The following is a 17,235-nucleotide window of genomic DNA, read 5'->3' on the forward strand; positions in this document are numbered from 1 at the left end:
ACACCGACCCGTCCGGTGGACGATGCCGTCGACGGATGGATCGCGGCCTTCGAACCCGCGGTCACCCGGCGGATACTGGAGCATCGCGGCTCGACGACGGCACTGCTGGGCGAACTGTCGGGCGCGCCGGTCTCCCTGCGGCTGCTGGAACAGCGGATCGTCGGCAGGCTCCTGGTGCCCGACGCCGTCAGCTCGGCACTGCACACGACGTCCGAGCACGCCGAGATGATCCTGCGCAGGTCCGCCCTGCTCGACGCCGGGGCTCGGCTGCTCTCGCTGAACCGCACCGTCGCGCCTGCCGGACTGCCCGCGGCCGTGGCGGCGGCGCTGACTAGTGCGCAGGTACCGATCGGAATCGGACTGAGCGCGTTGGGACGCGTGGAACGACGTGACTTCCTCGCGCGGGGACGCACCCGGTGGCCGGGGCGGGCCGAGGGTCGCTGCGCCTTTCGCGAGTATGTGATCCGGTTGGACGGACTGCCCGTGCTGTTCGTGCACGAGGCCTTCAATCCAGCCGTGTTCCCGGTCGGCGAAGTACCGGTCGGGCCGACGCCCGCCTTCACCACGCAATCCGATTCCGCGAGCCTGGTGCTCGGCGCGGTGGACGGTCGATCGGTATGACGGACGTGATCGACCCGCGGCCGCCGGTCGGCGCCGCCGGGATGGGGGCCTCCTCCGCCGTCGCCACGAACCCCGCCGCTGCGGTGCATTCCTTCTCGGCGGAGGAGACAGGTCCGCCGCCACCGGCCGGCCCGGAATCGGCCGACCCGGGTGCCACTCAGGCACCGGCGTTGCCGCTCACCGCCGCCCAGCACGAGGTCTGGCTGGCGCAGCGGCTCCGGCAGGCCGATCCGACGTACAACACCGGCGGCTGCCTGGAGATCCCCGGATCGCTGCGGCGGGCGGCGTTCGTGGCGGCGTTGCGAACGGCGGTGCGGGAGACGGAGTCACTGCGACTTCGGTTCACCGAGTCGAACGGCGAGGTCCGACAGACGGTCGGTGACGCGGCCGAGCTGGACCGGGCGGTGGGCGAGTGGCTGATCGTGCGGGATCTGCGTGGCGACCCCGCTCCGGCGGCCTCGGCGGTGCGCTGGATGCACGAGGACCTCGCCGTGCCACGTGATCCGCTGCGTGACCGGCTGTTCGGGTTCGCGGTGTTCGTCCTGCCCGACGATCGGACGCTCTGGTATCAGCGCGTTCATCATCTGCTGCTCGACGGGTACAGCAGCGCACTGTTGCTGCGTCGGGTCGCCGCGCTGTACTCGGCGGCGGCCTCCGGAGCGACGCCGCCCGCGACGCCGTTCGGGCCGCTGGCCGTCCTGCTCGCCGAGGAGGCCGCCTACCGGGAGTCTCCGGCGGCGGTGCGGGACCGTCGCTTCTGGGCGGATCGACTCGCCGAGGCAGCCGAGTCGGGCGGTGCGTCCGCCGTCGCCTCGCAGTGTCTCGGCGGCGACTCGACCACCGGCGGCGCCGCCGAGACGCCGTCCGGCGGCCGGGCTTCGGGGGCGCTCGCCGCCGAGTCGACGGGTGCCCGACTCCTGCCGTCGGCGGTGGTCTCGGAACCCGCCGCGACAGAACCCGCCGCGGCCGCGACCACCGTGGTGGACACCGCCGCAGCGGCCGACTCTCCGCCACCTGACGCCGTGCCGTCCGACGCGGGGCCGTCCGACGCGGGACCGATCACCGACGGCCCGACGTTCGCGCCGGTCATCCCGGCGGAGCCCGCCGCTCGCTCCGCGGCGAGCACCGGGCTCGACCGCGTCGGTTCCGAGGCGGCGGCCGACGACGTCGAACCGAACCTTCCGACGGACCGTTCCGGACGTACGTCGCCCGGCCTGCCGACCGCGACCGCGGCGACGTCGGTCTCCTCGGCTCTCGCCGCGCTGCCCGTCTCGGGGACACGAAGCCGATGGCGGCTGAGCTGGTCGGCCGAGGACGCCGCCCGGCTGTCGGCATCCGCTCGTCGCACCGGCACCGGATGGAGCGTGTTCCTGCTCTCCGCCCTCGCGGGCTTCCTGACACCGCCGAACGGGCCGCAGGAGGTGACGCTGGGCCTGGCCGTCAAGGGCCGGGCGGGCGGGCTCGCTCTGAGCGTGCCCGGCATGACCGCCGACATCCTCCCGCTGCGTATACCGGTGTCGCCGTGGCAGACGCAGGCCGAACTCGTCCGTCAGGTGGCCGCCGAGGCCAGGGAAGTGGTGCTTCATCAGCGGCTTCCACAACGCGAACTGCGTGCCATGCGCGATCCCGGCGACCGCGGACCCCTCTACGGCGCGACGGTGAACATCAACCGGGTCGGCAGGCCGCTCCGGTTCGGCGAGCACGTCGCGAGCCTGCATCAGTTCGAGTCCGGGGGGCGCCACGCGGGCCTGAGCATCGACGTCCACGACGGCCCCGACGGCGGGATCGACATCGACCTCCTCGGCGATCGCGGTGTCGGCGCGGAGCTCGGCCTCGACGAGCTGGGCCGCGGACTGGCGGCCTATCTGACCGCGTTCGTCGCGTTGGACTCCGACCGCCCGATCGCGTCGATCCCGCGAGTATCCGAAGACGAACGGGAGCGGTTGCTGCGGTGGGGAACGGGTTGTCCACCGCCGCCGGAACAGACCCTCGCCGAGCTGTTCGCCGCACAGGTCGCCGCCACCCCGGCGGCGCCCGCCCTCGTCTTCGAGGACCGGGAGTGGAGTTACGCGGAGCTGAGCGCGCGGGTCAACCGACTGGCCAGGCTGCTGGTGTCCCAAGGCGTCGGACCGGAACGGGTGGTGGGCATAGCGCTGCCCCGCACGCCCGACTCGGTGGTGGCGACCCTCGCCGTCGCGGTGGCGGGCGGTGCCTTCCTCCCGATCGACGGCGAGCTTCCACCCGACCGCATCCGCACCATGCTGTCTGATGCGCGACCGATGCTGCTGATCACCGATCAGGCGGGCGCCGTCGCGCGGCAGGACGACGTGGACCGCAGCTGGACACCGTTGGATCAGGAATCGGCCGAGGTCCGGGCCGCCCTCGCGGCGATCTCCGCCGAACCGCTCGGCGACGCCGACCGTCTCGCGCCGACCAGCCCGGCCGATGCCGCCTACCTGATCTACACCTCCGGCTCGACGGGCCTGCCCAAGGGCGTCGTCGTCGAGCATCGCGGCCTCGCCGCGCTCGCCACCACCCGGCGCACCGGGTGGACCCTCGCACCGGGCGACCGCCTGCTGCGGTTCGCCTCGCCGGGCTTCGATGCCGCCGTCTGGGAACTGCTCCAGGCCGTCACCCACGGCGCCGCGCTGGTCTGCGCGCCCGCCCACCGGCTGCGACCGGGCCCGGAACTCACGAGGCTGTTCGCCGATCAGCGCATCACCCACGTCGTGCTGTCGCCCTCGACGGTGGCGGCCCTGCCGCCCGACGGCCTCGCCGAGGTCCGCACCCTGGTGGTCGGCGGCGAGGCCTGCCCGCCCGACCTGGTCCGGCAGCGGGCGGGAACCCGAGTGCTGATCAACGCCTACGGGCCGACCGAGGTCACGGTGTGCTCGGCGATGAGCGACCCGCTGGCGACGACGGATCGCCCCGCCGTCGGCCGTCCGGTGTCGGGGATGCGGGTGCTGGTGCTGGACGCCTCGCTGCGGCTGGTCCCGCCCCGCACGGTGGGCGAGGTGTACCTGGCCGGTCCGGGCGTGGCCAGGGGCTATCTGAACCAGCCCGCGTTGACGGCGCTGCGCTTCCTGCCCGACCCGTTCGATCCCACAGGCGCCCGGATGTACCGGACCGGCGATCTGGCCTGGTGGGACGACGAGGGCAGACTGCACGTGACCGGCCGGACGGACGCCCAGGTCAAGGTGCGGGGAGTCCGCGTCGAACTCGGCGAGATCGAGTCGGTGCTCCTCGACCATCCCGAGATCGCCGCCGCCGCCGTCATCCTCCGCACGGACGATCCCGGTGATCCCCGACTGTTCGCGTACGCGCGACCGGTCGAGGGAACGTCGCCCAGTTCGGCGGCGGTGCGTGAGCACTGCGCCAGAACCCTGCCCCGACATCTGGTGCCCTGGCATTGCGAGTTCCTCACGGATCTGCCGCGCACTCCGTCCGGCAAGGTCGACCGGCGTGCGCTGGCAGGCCGCATCCCGCCCGTCGAAGTCGTCTCGGCGCGCTTCGTCCCGCCCCGAGGCGCGGGGGAGGAGCGGATCGCGGCGGTGTGGCGGGACGTGCTCGGGCGCTCGATGGTCGGATCGGGCGACAACTTCTTCGACCTCGGCGGGCACTCGCTGTCGATGACCCGGTTGCACAAGGCGCTCGTCGAACTCACCGGCCGGGACGTCTCGCTCGCCGATCTGTACGCGCATCCGACGGTGGCCGAACAGGCCCGGCTGTTCGCGGACCGGTCGGACTCCGCCTCGGCACGCCCGGCGGCGTGGCAGGAGCCGGGACGAGGCCTGCCGCCCTCGGCGTCGACGCCGATCCGGCCCCAGCCCGGTGCGGGTCCCTCCGCGTCGGGGTCGGGGGCTTCCGGGCCGGGGGCGGGCTTCGCGGGCTTCCTCGCGGTCCGGCCTGGCGAGGACGTGGTCGCGGTCGGGGAGGAAGTGCCCGCCGTCGGCCGGGGCCCCGACGCGAACGCCGGGCCGACCTCGGGGCCGGACGCCCGCCCGGAGTCGGATCTGGCGGCCCGCCCGGAGTCGGATCTGGCGGCCCGCCGCCGTCGGACCATCGCAGCCAGGAACTCGGCTAGGACACGAAGAGGAGCACCGCACGATGGCTGACGGTTCCCCCGGCGTTCGTGACTTCGACATCGCGATCATCGGCATGGCAGGCCGGTTCCCCGGCGCACGGGACGTCGACGAGTTCTGGGCCGGTCTCGTCGCGGGCCGCGAGGCGCTGCGCCCCGTCGGCGACGAGGAGTTCCTCGCCGCCGGGGGCGATCCCGCGCTGCTCGCCGACGAGACCCACGTCCGGGTCGCCCTGTCCATGCCGGACATCGACCTCTTCGACGCGGACTTCTTCGGATTCCTGCCCACCGACGCGGCGATGCTCGATCCGCAGCAGCGCGTCTTCCTGGAGACCTGCCAGCACGCGTTGGAGGACGCGGGCCACGACCCGGACCGCCCGGCCGGTCCCGTCGGCGTCTACGCGGGCTCCAGCCAGAACGAGTACTACCTGTCGCATGTCTACCCGCGTTACGGCGGCGAGTTCTCGATGTCCAGCATGGTGGCCAAGGTCGCGAACCTGCCCGACACCCTGGCCAATCGCGTCTCCTACGCGTTGAACCTGACCGGCCCGGCGTTCGCCGTGCAGACGGCGTGCTCCACCTCCCTCGTCGCGATCCACCTCGCCTGCCAGGACCTGTTGAACCTGCAGTGCGACACGGCTCTGGCGGGCGGAGTCACGGTCATCCCGGACAAGCTGGGCTATCGCTACGTCGAGCAGGGCGCCTATTCGCCGGACGGTCGGTGCAGGCCCTTCGATCGCGAGGCGGCGGGCTTCATCGGCGGCGACGGCGTCGGCGTCGTCGTGCTGCGGCGGCTGGCCGACGCCCTCGCCGACGGCGACCACATCCGGGCCGTGATCAAGGGCTCGGCCGTCAACAACGACGGCGCGGGGAAGGCGAGCTTCACCGCGCCGAGCCGGTCCGGCCAGACGGCCGCGATCCTCGCCGCGCAGGCCAACGCCGAGATCGACGCCGCCGACATCGGTTACGTGGAGGCACACGGCACCGGCACGCTCGTCGGCGACCCCGTCGAGGTCGCCGCGCTGAGCGACGCCTTCCGGCGCACCACCGACCGCCGAGGCTTCTGCACGCTCGGCTCGGTGAAGGCCAACATCGGGCACCTGGACGCCGCGGCGGGAGTGGCGGGCCTGATCAAGACGGTGCTGGCGCTGGAACACGGTCTGATCCCGCCGCATCCGAACTTCACCCGGCCGAATCCGGCGATCGACTTCGAGAGCAGCCCCTTCCGGATCAACACCGAGCCGATCGACTGGACCGGGCCGGGACCTCGGCGGGCGGCCGTCAGCTCCTTCGGCGTCGGGGGAACGAACGCGCACGTCATCCTGGAGCAGGCGCCCGAGATCGCGCGGACCGAGTCGTCCGCGGAGTGGACGGTGCTGCCGCTGTCGGCCCGTACACCCGCCGATCTCGAACGCATGAGCGCCGACCTGGCCGACCACCTCGCCGCTCGACCCGAACTCGACCTCCACGACGTGGGACACACCCTCCGCGTCGGCAGGCGCCTCCTGCCGCACCGGCGGACGGTGGTGTGTCGCGACCGGGACGGCGCTATCGATCGGCTCCGATCGCCCCTGGGCCCCCAGACGGCCGCGGCGGGGCCGCGCCCGGTGGTCCTGCTCTTCGGCGGGGGCGGCGCGCAGTACGACGGGATGGGGCGAGAGCTCTACGCGACGCAGCCGATCTTCCGCGCCGAGCTGGACCGCTGCGCCGAGATCCTGCGGCCCGTGCTCGACGGCGACCTGCGCGCGGTGCTCTACCAGGGCGAACAGGTCGCCGTGCCTGCCGTACTGGCCGGGCTGCTGGCCACCCAGTACGCGATCGCCCGGCTGTTGACGGCTGCGGGCATCACACCGACCGCCCTGCTCGGGCACTCCCTCGGCGAGTACACCGCCGCGTGCCTCAGCGGAGTGATCTCCCTGGAGGACGTCCTGCCGCTCATGGTGGAGCGGGAACGACTGATCAGGCAGGCGGGCGGTGCCACGCTCAGCGTGTTCCTCGGTGCGGAGCAGACGGCCCCGTATCTGACCGATCGACTGTCGCTCGCGGCGATCAACGCACCGCAGGTCTGCTCGGTGTCCGGTCCCGTCGACGACGTCGCCGACCTGCGAAGCAGGCTCGATCTGGCCGGAGTGGGCAACCGTCGGCTCGACGTGGCGGGCGCCGCGCACTCCTGGCTGCTCGACGCGATCCTGCCCGACTACGCGGCGGCCGTGGAACGGGTGACGCTGCGCCCCCCGACCGTGCCCTACGTCTCCAACGTGACCGGTGACTGGGCCACCGAGGAGCAGGCGACCAGCCCGGGCTACTGGCTGGGACACCTGCGGGGGACCGTGCGGTTCGCCGACGGCCTGGCCGCGGTGGCGGGCCGGGACGATCCGATCCTGGTCGAGATCGGCCCTGGCCGCGGGCTGGGCAGGCTCGCCACCGAGTGTCTCGGCCCGGACGCGATCGTCGTCCAGGCAGCCAGGAGCCGGGAGGAGGAGCGCCCGGACTCGGCCGTGCTGCTCGGCGCCCTCGGCCGACTGTGGACCGAGGGCGTGGCGGTCGACTGGTCGAGCGTGCTGCCGCCCGGCAGACGCGTCCCCCTCACCCGCTACCCGTTCGCGAGACGACGCCATTGGCTGGACCGGGTCGTCCGTCCTGCGACGGGCACGGTCCTGCCCGGCGATTCGGTGGATGCGCCCCTCGCGGCACCGGATCGCCGGGACGGGGCGAACCGGGCCTCGTCGAGCCGCGGGTGTCGGGCGAGCGGACAGGTCTCGCCGGGCGAACCGACGGGCGAACCGACGGGCGAACCGACGGGCGAACCGACGTCGCGGGCGGACGGCGGGTCGGGGCAGGCCCGCCTCGGCGATCTCGCCGCGCACGACGGCCCGGGACAGGCCGAGCTGGGGCGGATGCTCACCCGTCCCAGCCTCCAGCCGCGTCCGATGCTCACCACCGCGTTCCGCGAGCCGGTCACCGAGCTGGAACGGGCGGTGGTCGAATGCTGGCGGACGGTCCTGGGCATCGATCAGATCGGCGTGGACGACGGCTTCTTCGAGCTCGGCGGCGACTCGCTGCTGCTGCTGCGCATGGTGTCCTCGGTCCGCGAGCGGCTCGGGGTCTCGATGGTGGTGCGGAGGGTCTTCGAGACGCCGACGGTGGGCGGCGTGATCGCCGCCATCGCGGCGGCCGAGGAGCCCGCGCCGAGCCACGACTGAACGGGTTCTGGGACGCGGCAGGCAGACCCCGCGAGACGCCGAACAGGGCTGGGCGCCTACGGGACACGACCGGCGTGGGCGCCGGTGGCCGTCGGAGCCTGGGGCAGGCGGGGAGCGGCGTGTGAACGAGAGGAGTGCCACGATGACCGACTTCTTCGCCGATCCGGCATCGCGGGTCCGGGTGCTGGTGGACGACGCGGGCAGACACGCGCTGTGGCCCGCGCGTGCCCCGGTTCCGCCCGGCTGGCTGATCGGCATGGCCGAGGGCACCCCGGCCGAGTGCCGCGATCACGTGGTCGCACACTGGTCGGGCCCGGTGGTCGGCGGCGAACCGGCCTGCCCCGTCGAGGGCGCTGCCCGGTGAGAGCACCCGGCTGCCCCGGCCGGGAGCGGGGCGGGCCGGTGACTCCCCGACCGCTCTAGCGTCGGGTCGCCCGACCTGTCGAGGAGAGGTGTCGGGTGATGTCGCTCGTCAGCTCCGCCTCCTGATCGACGAGGTAGAAGTGTCCACCGCGGAAGGTGCGGTGCGCGAACATCGCGGTGGTGACCTCTGCCCAGTCCACCACCCGATCGATCGGTGCCAGCGTGTCCTCCGCGGCGGCGTAGGCGACGACCGGAGTGGACAGCGGGCGGCCTCGAGTGGGGCGATAGGTGGTGAGCACCTTCCAGTCGGCGCGCAGCGCGGGCAGCATCAACTCCAGTAGCGCCGGGTCCAGGTCGGCCAGCTGCGGTCCGCCGATGGATCGGATCTCGGCGAGCATCGTCGAGTCGTCCTGCGGCGCGAACGCCCGGACGTCGTGATGCAGGGGGGCCGGATAGCCGGACACGAACAGCACCGCCGCGGGCGTGCCGAGCTGTTCCAGCCGCACGGCGACCTCGTAGGCGACCGCGGCCCCCATGCTGTGGCCGAAGAGGGCGATCGGCTCCGTTCGGAACGGCTCCAGGGCGGCGACGATCGGTTCCACGAGATCGCCCATCCGCTCGGCCCCGGCTTCGCCGAGTCGGTCCTGTCTGCCGGGATAACGGACGGCGAGCATCTCGACATCCGGGGAAAGGCCCTTCGGCCAGCTGCGGAATGCGCTCGCGGCGCCGCCCGCGTGCGCGAAACAGAAAAGCCGGACGCGGGGCGCGGTGATCGGCAGGAAACGGCGGAACCACAATACCTCTGCGGGCACGACGGGAATGGTCACGAGAAAACCCCTGGTCTCGGCTGATTGACTGCCGGACTATAGCGACCATACGACGCAGGTTCGGTCAGACGGCATTTTTCTACTCGAAAGTGCGATGCACGGCGATCGTGATGTCAGCCGAGCCGGACGGCTTGGCGTCGTGGCGGCGAACGAACGACGGCGATCGCGCCGCGAATCGGTGCCCGTGCCCGCCTCCTGTCGTGCGTACGCTCGCCGCCGGAGCGCCGTCCACGGGACACGCGGCGTCCGGGGTTCCGCCGTCCGTCGCGCGGTGCGCCGAAACCCGGCGAACCGCCCGCCGCAGGGCACCCGCCCGTCTCCGGAGTCGGCCGCCCGATCTCGGAGCCGCCCGCCGACGGACCCGCCGTCGACCGCACGCCTCGACCCATCCGATCGGCGCCGATTCGGAACGGGGTTCGCCGCGCCGTGCCGCCGACATCACGCGGGCCGACCGGGTCGTCACGCCGGCGCGCCGAGCCGTCCCGGTTCAGTGCCCGGTCATCCCTGCGGGGACACGCCCCAGCAGCCGGTTGACCTCCCGCACCGCGAACCGGCCCGCGCGGGTGGCGCCCACGGTGGAGGCGGAGGGCCCGTATCCCACCAGCTGAACGCGCGGCTCGGCCGGGACACGGGTGTCCTCCACGACGATGCCGCCGCCCGGCTCGCGCAGCCGCAGCGGACGCAGATGGTCCAGGGCGGCCCGGAAGCCGGTCGCGTAGAGGATCGCGTCGGCGGCCTCGAACCGTCCGTCGTGCCACACCGCCCCGTCGGCCGTCAGCTCGTCGAACATCGGCAGTCGGTCCAGCAGGCCCTCCGCCCGCATCCGCCGAACCTCCGGTGTGAGCAGGAGGCCCGTCACGCTGACCACGCTCTCCGGCGGACGTCCCGCCCGCACCGCCTCGTCCACCCGCGCGACGGCCGCCCGGCCGTGCTCGTGCGTGAACGGGCCCTCGTGGAAGACCGGCGGGCGCCGCGTCACCCAGGTCGTCTCGGCGACGGTCGCGATCTCGGCGAGAAGCTGGACGCCCGAGGCGCCGCCGCCGACGACGATCACCTTCCGCCCGGCGAACTCGTCGGGGCCCTGATAGTCCACGGTGTGCAGCTGTCTGCCCCGGAAGACGGCCTGCCCGGGCACCCTCGGCCAGAACGGGCGCGTCCAGGTGCCCGTCGCGTTGATCAGCGCCCGTGTCGAGAAGTCGCCGCGGTCGGTCGCGACGCGCAGCCTCCCCATCGGGTCGTCGTCCTCGGGCCACACCGATCGCACCCGCACCGGACGGTGCACCGGCAACGCGAAGTGCTGCTCGTAGGCCGCGAAGTACGCGGGCACCGCCGTCGCGGCCGGCTCGTCCTCGTCCACCGGACCCATGGGCAGTCCGGGGAGGTCGTGAACGCCGTGCACGGTGGCCATCCGCAGCGTCGGCCAGCGGAACCGCCACGCCCCGCCGGGTGCGGACGGCGCGTCGAGCAGCACGAAGCCGGCCTCGGGTCGATGACCGGTCCGTCGCAGGTGGTAGCCCGTCGACAACCCGGCCTGGCCGGCGCCGATCACCACCACGTCGACGGCGGTGGGTTCTGCCTCGATCCTCACCTCCGGTGCAACCAGCGGTGGGCATCGTGTCTTCCCGAGGCACGTCCGGGACACGCCGCGGGTCGGCGACGGCGTGCCGAGACCCGCGCCCGCGCAGCCGGTAACCGGCCTCGGCGCGGAACGCGGGCGTCGATGAGCGACCTCCGATCACCTCGCGCGGCGAGGTCGATCGCGTGTCGATACTCGGGCAACCTCCGATCAGTGAACACCGTGGGGATCGAGAGACCACGGTAGGACGGAGCCGTGTTCCGTGGTTGCCCGCCGCTGCGGATCGCGAATGAGAACGGTCCGGCGTCCGTGCTCAGATCACGCATTCGCCGTTCTTGTACGACCCGTTGGCCTGGTAATCGACGCTGGTGACGAACGGCGACTCCTGTTTGATCCGAGCGGCCAGCTCCTTTCCCCTCTCGACCCAGGCGGCTCTCGCCTCGGGGGACGGAAATCGTGAGTCAGGAGGGTAGTCGTCGTCGTAGGTCGCCTGATACTCGTCGTCCCATGCCGCGAGGTCGGCAACGAGTTCTGTGCTGAGGCGAAGGTCTTCGCCTGCCTGTGTCGGCGAGTGATTCATCCAATCGCCGTCCTCGTCGAAGTGGAACAGTGGTCCCTCGAAGAACCCGGCCAGCATGGAGATGTCACCCTGCATCGAAGGCCTGCTTTCCCGTGTCATGTGACCGTGAGATGCTGATCTTTCCTTTCCAAGGGTGCGCGGTGACTATGTACCCATTGCTTGCTACGACGATTCACACCAGGCGAGTTCCCCGAGTCGTGCTCACTTCGTAGATCGATCCATCACGTCCGCTGTAACCGACGGGGTCCCCTTCTTCAAGTCGGCTGAAGATCATAGAGATGACGTCGGAGGGGGCGACCCCTGCTGACATGAATTGCAGACGACGATCCGGGCGGAGTATATGTGCCCGCCCTGACGAATCCTCGCGGCTCTCTTCCAGCCAGACGATTCGTCCACCTCGATGGCGTCCCATCCGGACGATGCGCTCCGGACTGATCTTCGTCCCCCTGCGCGCCGGAGTTCGGCGATCCACTCGGCATGGCGGGTGGCCGGATCGGCGAGCGTCGCCTCGGGTGGGCGCGGTGTGATCTCGTCCGGGACGAGGCGTCCGTCGTTCCTCGCCAGCGCGGTGGTTGTGACCTCGTGCTCCGCTATGCCATGTCCGGTGAGGTCATGACAGTAGGTATCGATGAGGTCCTGGGTCTGGATGAAGAGGATGTGGGCGGCCCGGACCTCAGCTCCGGAGGCAGCGGCGAGACGGTGGATTCTCTCGACCTCTGGTCGGCCGGAGCCGGTGGTGGCGGCGGCGAAGATCGTCGCACCGTCGGCGATGGCGGTGCAGGCCAGGGCGGCAGCTCGGCATTCGTCGGTGAGACGGGCATGCGTGTGACGAAGGCGGGCGACGATCTCGGTGACGGACACGGCTCGACTCCTCACGGCGTGTGTTCAGCCATGGCGCCGTAGCGGAGAAACGGTGCGTCCAGCGCCTCCCGCTCGCCCGAGCGACCCATTTCCCGGAGGCGCAGGCGGAAAAGCGGGAGAGGGACGGGACGGGCGGCCCGCCGAGCGCTCGTACCGCCCGCCCCCTCGGGTCAGCCCACCAGCCTGCCCGCCTGCATCGTGACGATCCGGCCGGTGAAGCGGGAGCGCAGCATTCGATCGTGCGAGACGATCACCACCGCGCCCGCGTACTCGGCCAGCGCCTCCTCCAGCTGCTCCACCAGCGCGGGGGAGAGGTGGTTGGTCGGCTCGTCGAGCAGCAGGACGTCCACCTCGCGGCGGAACAGCCGAGCCAGCAGCAGTCGCCTGCGCTGCCCGATCGAGAGACGCCCCACCGGTGTGTCGAGTTCGCCCGCGCGGAAGAGGCCCGAGGCCGTCAGCCCGCCCCGATGCTCGGTCGACGGTCCCGGCAGGCCCGCCGCGAAGGCCTCCGCGAGCGTGCGGTCCGGGTCGCCGATCGGAACGTCCTGCGGCAGCCACCCGAGCCGTCTCGGCCTGCGCACCCGACCCTGATCGGGTTGGAGGTCGCCCGCGAGCACCCGGAGCAGCGTGCTCTTGCCCGCGCCGTTCGGCCCGGTGATCAGGACGCGCTCCCCGCCGCCCACCGCGAAGGACGCGACGTCGAGACGATCGCCCACGGACACCTGGTCGGCGTGCAGCAGCGCCGATCGTGAGCCGTCGGCCTCGCCGCCCCGCAGTGTCGCGCGGAACCGCAACGGCTGAGGCGGACGCTCCACGGGCGACTCGTGCAGCCGCCGCAGCCGTTCCCTCGCCTGCCGCACACGGGCGGAGATCTGCTTCTCGACCGAGCGCTGGTGGCGCTGCGGCGACTTCTCGGCATCACGGCGCGGCCCCGCCGCCAGGACGTTCGCCGCCGACGACGCCAGCGTCGTCTGTCGGCTGATCTCCGCCAGCCAGTCGCGATGCGCCTGTTCCCAGCGGTCGCGCTCGGCCTGCTTGTCCCGCAGATAGCCCTGATATCCGCCGCCGTGCCGCTCCACGACACGCCGATCGGCGTCCACGGCGAGCAGGACCGTGGTCACCCGTTCGAGGAACACCCGATCATGCGACACGACGACCACGGTGCCCCGGTGCGTACGCAGCCGATCCTCCAACCACGTCAGCGCGCCGACGTCGAGATGGTTGGTCGGCTCGTCGAGCAGCAGCAGCTCCGGCGACGCCGCCAGCAGACAGGCGAGACCCAGCCGGGACTGCTCGCCGCCGGAGAGGGAGCCGAGCAGTCGATCGCGGTCGATGTGGACGAGCCCCAGCCCGTCCATCGCGGCGTCCACCCTGGCGTCGGCGGCATAGCCGTCCCGCAGCTCGAAGGCCTCGACGAGGTTCCCGTAGTCGACGAGCCGCTCGGGCAGCTCCTCCGGCGGTGCGTCGGTGAGGTCCTGTTCGGCCGTCCGCATCCGGTGTTCCAGTTCGCGGAGATCGGCCAGGGCATGGTCGATCGCGTCTTGCACGGTGTCGGAGGGCGGCAGGTCCGGGACCTGACCGAGATAGCCGACGCCGCCGGGCGCGGTGACGGTCACCTCCCCGCCGTCCGGTCGGTCGAGCCCCGCGATCAGCCGCAACAGCGTGGACTTGCCCGAGCCGTTCTCGCCGATCACGCCGGCTCGCTCGCCTGCGGCGACGGACACGGTGACGCCGTCGAGCAGCGTCCGTCCGCCCGGCGCCCGCACGGCGTCGCGCAGGGCGAGCTGGAAGACACGCCCCGTGCGGGCGGCGGGGGTCATGGGGATCTCCCCGGCTGCCGCCTCGGCGGTCTCTCGGGGGTCGGCGCTGGTCAGCACAGTGGTTCTCGGTCGGTTGGTGCGCATGGTGAATCCACCTTCGGTGTGAGGAGAGACGAGATCACCGAGGGGAGCTGCGGGCGGCACGACGAATCCGGCCGCGCGGCACCGTGATCGGCGCGGGGCGCGGCGTGGAGGGTTCGCTCGGCGCCGGACGGCCCGCCGGACGCAGCCTTGAGCGGCTGCGCATCAGCGGAGAACGGTCCGGCGAGAGAGCAGCCCGGCGGGCAGGGCTCAGCGGGGAGCGGCCTGCGGGGTGTGCCGTCGTGCCGACTCGGGTCGGCTGCACCGAGGAGGTCGCCGGGCGCGGCGTCGGGGCCGGCGAGGCCCAGGACGCGGCGGCTGATCAGGCGACGTCACAGCTCCGAGGAGGAGCTTCAGTGGAAGTACAAGCGCAGGATGCGGGCGCCGGAGCATGTCATGCGGTCCACCCTACCGATGATGTCCAGTGCTTTCCTCCCGCGCGGCAGGTGAGTGGTCGCGCGGCACGCCGAGCCTGGAGCGTGGCCCGGCCGTGACCTGCGAAGAGACCGGCGGCCCGCGGCCCGATCGTGCCGACGCCCTCGACGCGTGATCCGGTGCGGTCGTCACGTCGAGGCCGCCGGAGACGACTCGACGGCCCGGTCGGTCGCGGTGCGCAGCTCGCGCCGCAGCCGAGTGAAGCCTCGGCCCCGGTTCATCGCGACGACGCCGGTGAGCCTGCCCCGCCTGCGATAGACGGCGACGAAGTCGCGGTCGACGAAGGAGCCCTCGACCACCTCCAGATCGTCTGCGGCGTCGGGGCACCCGGCGAGCTGGACACGGGTCGAGTACTGGTCGGACCAGAAGTACGGCACGCGGTTGGGCACCGGGTCGGTGCCGCCCTCGCCGTGCGACCGACCGGTCAGCAGTGTCCGCACCGCGACGGGCGCCTGTTCCACGGCCGCCGTCCAGTGTTCGTGCCGCCGCGAGCCGCCCCTGGGGTCGGCGTAGCGCGCGACGTCGCCGAGCGCGACGACCCCGGGGAGCGCGGTGGCCCCCACGGCGTCGCAGCCGACGCCGTCGGTGATGTCGAGCCCGGAGCCCGCCAGCCATTCCACCTCCGGCCGTGAGCCGATCCCCACCACGACGACGTCGGCGGCCAGTTCCCGTCCGTCGCGACCCAGGACGGCCGTGACGCGGGACGCGCCCTCGGTACGCGGGGCCTTCCAGCGGGTCCCGTCCCCGGCGCCGTCGCGGCGGTACGGCGCGGTCCGCAGTCCGGCGACGCCGAAGCCGCAGTGCATCGTCACGCCGTGGTCCCGATGCAGCTCGCCGCAGATCGCGCCCACCGTCGGACCGAGAACTCGCGCCAACGGCACCTCGGCGGCCTCCACCACCGTGACCGGCAGACCGAGAGCATGGCAGGTGGCCGCCACCTCGGCGCCGATGAAGCCCGCGCCGATCACCACGGTCCTCGGCGTGCCCTCGGTCAAGGCCGCACGCAACGCCCGTGCATCGGCCAGCGTGCGCAGGGTGTGCACTCCGGCGACCCCGGTCAGGCCGGGCAGCGTCGTGGCCCGAGCACCGGTCGCGATCACCACCCCGTCGGAACGGATCGCCGTGCCGTCGTCCAGTTCGACCGTCCTGGTACGTCGATCGAGGCGTGTCGCGTGGCGACCGGTGATCCAGTGCGCGTCGACCTCGGTCAGTTCCGCCTCGTCGGACAGGGCCAGTCGTGCCTCGTCGACCTCCCCGCGGAGGAACCGCTTGGACAGCGGCGGCCGGTCATAGGGCAGCCGCGGCTCCGCGCCGATCACCGTGATCGTGTCGTCGAAGCCCTGCGCGCGTAGTTCGCGGGCGGCGTGCCAGCCCGCCAGTCCCGCACCGACGATCGTCACGGCTCTCACGGAACCGGCTCCCGTACCGACGTGTCGACGTGGATCACGTCGTCGACGAGGACCACGGGATAGGTGCGGACCGGCCGTCGGGCGGGTGGCCCGGTCGGCATCCCGGTGCGCAGGTCGAACATCGCGGCGTGGAGTGGACACTCGACGAGGCAGCCCTCCAGCCAGCCCTCGGAGAGCGAGGCGTCCTGATGCGAGCAGGTGTCGTCGATCGCGTAGAGCTCCCCGTCGGCGTTGAAGACCGCGACGGGGCGGGGCGCGAGGATACGGACGGATTCGCCGGGCGGGAGTTCGGCCAGGGTGCAGACGGGGATCATGGCGGCCTCCAGTTGCGCAGAGCGAAACAAGGTGTGGAGTACGCAACACTCTGCGGCGTGGCTTCCGCCGCCGTCAATACGCCGCTCGGGTTGTCCGACGGGGCTTCTCCCGGCGGCTACGGTTGGCGCCATGGGCGATGACACGGTGGTGAACGGGCGGGACAGGGCATCGGCCAAGACCGGCGGAAACCTGGTGCAGTCGGTGGACCGGGCGATCAGCGTCCTCGAGCTGCTCGCGAAGAACGGCGAGTCCGGGATCACCGAGATCGCCGCCGAACTCGGCGTGCACAAGTCGACGGCCTCCCGGCTGCTCACCGTTCTGGAGCAGCGCGGCCTGGTCGAACAGCTCGGGCAGCGCGGCAAGTACGTCATCGGCTTCGGCATCGTCCGCCTGGCGGGCGCGGCCACCGGACGGATGGACCTCGCCCAGCTGGCGCAGACGGTGTGCCAGTCGCTGGCCGAACAGCTCGGCGAGACGGTGAACGTCGCCGTGCCGGACAGCGGGGTCGCCATCAACATCAGTCAGGTTCGCGGCGCCGCATCGGTGACCACGCACAACTGGGTCGGTCAGCGCACCCCGCTGCACGCCACGTCCAGCGGGAAGGTGCTCCTCGCCCACCTGCCCGACCGGCAGCGTGAGGAACTGCTGAGCGAGGAACTGGAGAGCTACACCCCCAGGACCGTCACCGACATCGCCGACCTGCGGGCCGAACTCGACCAGGTGTTGCGCGACGGTTACACCGCCTGCTTCGAGGAGCTGGAGCTGGGACTCAACGCGCTGGCCGCGCCGGTCCGAGGGCCCGACGGCGGCGTGCTCGCCGCGATCAGCGCCTCCGGGCCCTCCTACCGACTGTCGCGCAGGCGGATTCGACAGGTCGCGCCGCAACTCATCGCGGCAGCGGGCGAGCTTTCCCAGCGGCTCGGCTACCTCGGCGACTGATCCGCACCGCGTCATTCGTTCGGAACCCCCACCCGGACTGCCCCGACGGTCATGGCTCGGGCGACACCCGCCGCGACCTGCGTCGTCAGCCGCCCACCCCGCGCGATGGTCCGTGCGGCGTCGA

The 17,235-nt window shown here is 72.3% G+C and carries 12 protein-coding genes; 5 read left to right on the forward strand and 7 right to left on the reverse strand.

All coding sequences use genetic code 11. The features are described from left to right. Positions 1-15: 15 nt before the first annotated feature. The 4 genes from AHOG_RS06285 to AHOG_RS06300 all read left to right on the forward strand — a co-directional run bounded on the left by AHOG_RS06285 (position 16) and on the right by AHOG_RS06300 (position 8,269). The gene (locus AHOG_RS06285) at positions 16-621 is read left to right on the forward strand and encodes a chorismate--pyruvate lyase family protein (RefSeq protein WP_093940513.1); all 606 of its coding nucleotides are present in this window, start codon (positions 16-18) and stop codon (positions 619-621) included. Next, complete coding sequence (locus tag AHOG_RS06290; RefSeq protein WP_093940514.1) at positions 618-4,736, forward strand: non-ribosomal peptide synthetase; 4,119 nt, start codon at positions 618-620, stop codon at positions 4,734-4,736. The genes AHOG_RS06285 and AHOG_RS06290 overlap by 4 nt, the downstream gene beginning before the upstream one ends. Next, on the forward strand, positions 4,729-7,905 hold the full coding sequence (locus tag AHOG_RS06295; protein ID WP_093940515.1) for a type I polyketide synthase: 3,177 nt from the start codon (positions 4,729-4,731) through the stop codon (positions 7,903-7,905). Before AHOG_RS06290 ends, AHOG_RS06295 begins: the two co-directional genes overlap by 8 nt. A 121-nt stretch (positions 7,906-8,026) precedes the next feature. After that, on the forward strand, positions 8,027-8,269 hold the full coding sequence (locus tag AHOG_RS06300; protein WP_245856587.1) for an MbtH family NRPS accessory protein: 243 nt from the start codon (positions 8,027-8,029) through the stop codon (positions 8,267-8,269). Between the two features lie 55 nt (positions 8,270-8,324). Here AHOG_RS06300 and AHOG_RS06305 read toward each other — a convergent pair whose 3' ends face one another. From AHOG_RS06305 to AHOG_RS06340, 7 genes are all read right to left on the reverse strand, one after another. Next, positions 8,325-9,080: a thioesterase II family protein gene (locus AHOG_RS06305; RefSeq protein WP_157736678.1), complete on the reverse strand. Its 756-nt coding sequence runs from the start codon at positions 9,078-9,080 to the stop codon at positions 8,325-8,327. A gap of 502 nt (positions 9,081-9,582) precedes the next feature. Then, positions 9,583-10,677, reverse strand: a complete 1,095-nt coding sequence (locus AHOG_RS06315) for an NAD(P)-binding domain-containing protein (protein ID WP_093944207.1) — start codon at positions 10,675-10,677, stop codon at positions 9,583-9,585. A 307-nt stretch (positions 10,678-10,984) separates the two neighbouring features. Next, positions 10,985-11,326, reverse strand: a complete 342-nt coding sequence (locus AHOG_RS06320; protein ID WP_093940519.1) for a hypothetical protein — start codon at positions 11,324-11,326, stop codon at positions 10,985-10,987. Between the two features lie 195 nt (positions 11,327-11,521). Continuing rightward, complete coding sequence (locus AHOG_RS28355) at positions 11,522-12,112, reverse strand: hypothetical protein (RefSeq protein WP_157736679.1); 591 nt, start codon at positions 12,110-12,112, stop codon at positions 11,522-11,524. A 170-nt stretch (positions 12,113-12,282) separates the two neighbouring features. Further along, on the reverse strand, positions 12,283-13,932 hold the full coding sequence (gene abc-f, locus AHOG_RS06330) for a ribosomal protection-like ABC-F family protein (protein WP_093944208.1): 1,650 nt from the start codon (positions 13,930-13,932) through the stop codon (positions 12,283-12,285). Positions 13,933-14,576: 644 nt separating this feature from the next. After that, entirely contained in the window at positions 14,577-15,848 is a 1,272-nt protein-coding gene (locus AHOG_RS06335; protein WP_311770137.1) for an NAD(P)/FAD-dependent oxidoreductase, read from the reverse strand. A 5-nt stretch (positions 15,849-15,853) separates the two neighbouring features. Beyond that, a complete protein-coding gene (locus AHOG_RS06340; protein WP_093940522.1) occupies positions 15,854-16,171 on the reverse strand; it encodes a bifunctional 3-phenylpropionate/cinnamic acid dioxygenase ferredoxin subunit in 318 nt (105 codons plus the stop codon). Positions 16,172-16,364: 193 nt separating this feature from the next. Here AHOG_RS06340 and AHOG_RS06345 point away from each other — a divergent pair, with 193 nt between their 5' ends. After that, positions 16,365-17,111 (forward strand): IclR family transcriptional regulator, encoded by a 747-nt coding sequence (locus tag AHOG_RS06345; protein WP_245856855.1) that lies wholly within the window; start codon positions 16,365-16,367, stop codon positions 17,109-17,111. The last annotated feature ends 124 nt before the right edge of the window (positions 17,112-17,235 follow it).

It is taken from the genome of Actinoalloteichus hoggarensis (genome assembly GCF_002234535.1).
In the GTDB taxonomy this organism is placed as follows: Bacteria; Actinomycetota; Actinomycetes; order Mycobacteriales; family Pseudonocardiaceae; genus Actinoalloteichus_A; species Actinoalloteichus_A hoggarensis.

What these genes read in the sequence shown, in the direction of transcription:
- AHOG_RS06295 (WP_093940515.1), top strand. Translation starts at nt 4,729, where the DNA reads ATGGCTGACGGTTCCCCCGGCGTTCGTGACTTCGACATCGCGATCATC.
- AHOG_RS06290 (WP_093940514.1), top strand. Translation starts at nt 618, where the DNA reads ATGACGGACGTGATCGACCCGCGGCCGCCGGTCGGCGCCGCCGGGATG.
- abc-f (WP_093944208.1), bottom strand. Translation starts at nt 13,932, where the DNA reads ATGACCCCCGCCGCCCGCACGGGGCGTGTCTTCCAGCTCGCCCTGCGC.
- AHOG_RS06320 (WP_093940519.1), bottom strand. Translation starts at nt 11,326, where the DNA reads ATGCAGGGTGACATCTCCATGCTGGCCGGGTTCTTCGAGGGACCACTG.
- AHOG_RS06340 (WP_093940522.1), bottom strand. Translation starts at nt 16,171, where the DNA reads ATGATCCCCGTCTGCACCCTGGCCGAACTCCCGCCCGGCGAATCCGTC.